1 protein-coding gene is annotated in these 1,875 nt (G+C 60.2%); it reads right to left on the bottom strand.

What is annotated here, in order from left to right:
- Window positions 1–258: 258 nt before the first annotated feature.
- The coding region (locus AF71_RS31145) for a type I secretion C-terminal target domain-containing protein (protein ID WP_169684538.1) at window positions 259–1,875 on the bottom strand (1,617 nt) is incomplete at its 5' end.

Below are 1,875 nucleotides of genomic sequence, written 5' to 3'. Positions count from 1 at the left end.
TTTCGAAGTCTCACCCGCGTCGCATGCCAGTGCCTGCTGGCTGCAGCCGCCCAAAACATCAAGAAGATCGCCATGGCGCTCACCAAGCCACCCAGACCAGCCATGGCATGAGCGCCAGAGGCCGCCAACTTCGCCCCGCCTCAGAACCCAACTAAAACAACCAACGTCNAAAAAACAACCCCGCCGAAAATATCGGCGGGTTTGTCAGCAGTCTGAAGGCGCCGAGAGGCGCCTTTTCCATGCCGGTTTGTCCGAACATCAGCCGACGTGCGGCGCCGTCGTCGTGTCATGTTTGTCGTCGAAGAGGATCTTGACCGCTTCCGTGGTGTTCTGGAGAACCGCCACATCGTGCCAGCCGCCATTGGCGTTGACGCTGACTACGGTATCCGTGCCTGACACCGTCGTCTTGACGCTGGCGAGTGCTTCCGCCTCGCTTGCCTGGTGACCGAGCAGGCTGTCGAGAAGCTTCGAGACGTCGAGCGTGTCGCCTTCGCTTGCCTTGTAGTCGGTGATGACGTCGGCCATCGACACGCCCTTCAAGGCGTCGGTGTCGAGGACGAAGGTATCAGCCCCTGCCCCGCCGGTCATCGTGTAACCGCCGCCGCTTCCCGACAGGATGTCATCACCGTCGCTGCCGATCAGCGAGTAGGCGTTGCCGCCGTTTTCGCTGCCGCCGAGCGTCGTGTCGAAGGCGACCTCGACGAAGTGGCCGGTCGAGCCATCCGTAAGGGTGTAGCTGCCATCGGCAAGGATCGATTGACCGTTGATCTCCGTGCCGGACGTGCTGGCATCGAGCGAAATGCTGCTGATCGAATGATCCGCCAGGCTCGAAAGCTCGCCGCTGTCGGTGATGCCGTTGTGGTTCAGGTCCTGCCAGACGGTCAGCTTCGAGAAGGCCTCGTCGGTCGCATCGATCTTGCCGTCATGGTTGCTGTCGAGCGTTGCCAGTGCCGCCAGGCCATCGACATAGCTTCCACCCGCAAAGTGCGGCGAGAAGATCTCGCTGCCATTGTCGATCTTGCCGTTGCCGTCCACATCGAGCGCCAGGATACCGTCACTGCCGGCTGTCCAGGCAATCTGATCCTTGTGGCCGTCGGCGTTGATGTCGAACTGCACGCCCTGATCGAGCGAGGTCAGGGCGACGCCGTTGTGGTCGAGGTCGAGGATAATGGGATCGGTGGCGCTACTGTAAACAGCGAAATTCGACGCCGACAAGACGTTGGCCAACGTCGTACCGCTGTTCACGCCAGTGATGGTAAGCGAGGCCACCTGTGTACGGCCCCCGGTGTTGCTCCAGTCCGTATCGAACCAGACCTCAGCCTTGCCTGTGTTGCTGTTGTAAATCACAAGATAAGTGTTTTTCGCATCGTTGGTCGTGAAGCTGTCAATATCGGTACCACCATTGACACTCGACGTGCTGTAGAACGTCGCGCTGGACACGACAACCTTGTTATTGTGACCCGAGAGGCTCGCGTTTGAGATCTCCGCGTAGTCGCTGGAGTTGAGCGCTCCATCCGACGTCGTGTTGGCGAAATTCACCGCTCCGGTGCCGGTCCCTCTCAGGAAGCTGATCTTGTCAGCTCCATTGTTGAGGAAATCCGTGATCGTATCCATTCCAGTGTTGGTGGCGATCCGGAACTGATCGGCGCCGTTGCCACCCGTCAGAATGTCGTTGCCCGCGCCGCCGATAATGATGTCGTTTCCAGCACCGCCGACAATGGTATCGATGCCAGCTCCACCCTCCAACTTGTCGTTCCCTGCACCACCGGTGATGATAAATGCGCCATCGGTTTCGGCCGCGCCGTTCCACGTGAGGGACTGGTTGGACCCGAGGGCGGAGCCGTTGACCGTGAGCGTCGCGCCCGCAGCCACCAG

The sequence above is a fragment of the Rhizobium sp. 57MFTsu3.2 genome, assembly GCF_012932765.1.
In the GTDB taxonomy this organism is placed as follows: domain Bacteria; phylum Pseudomonadota; class Alphaproteobacteria; order Rhizobiales; family Rhizobiaceae; genus Rhizobium; species Rhizobium altiplani.
Note: the sequence above shows the minus strand (reverse complement) of the source record. Positions and strands in the feature narration are given on the sequence as shown.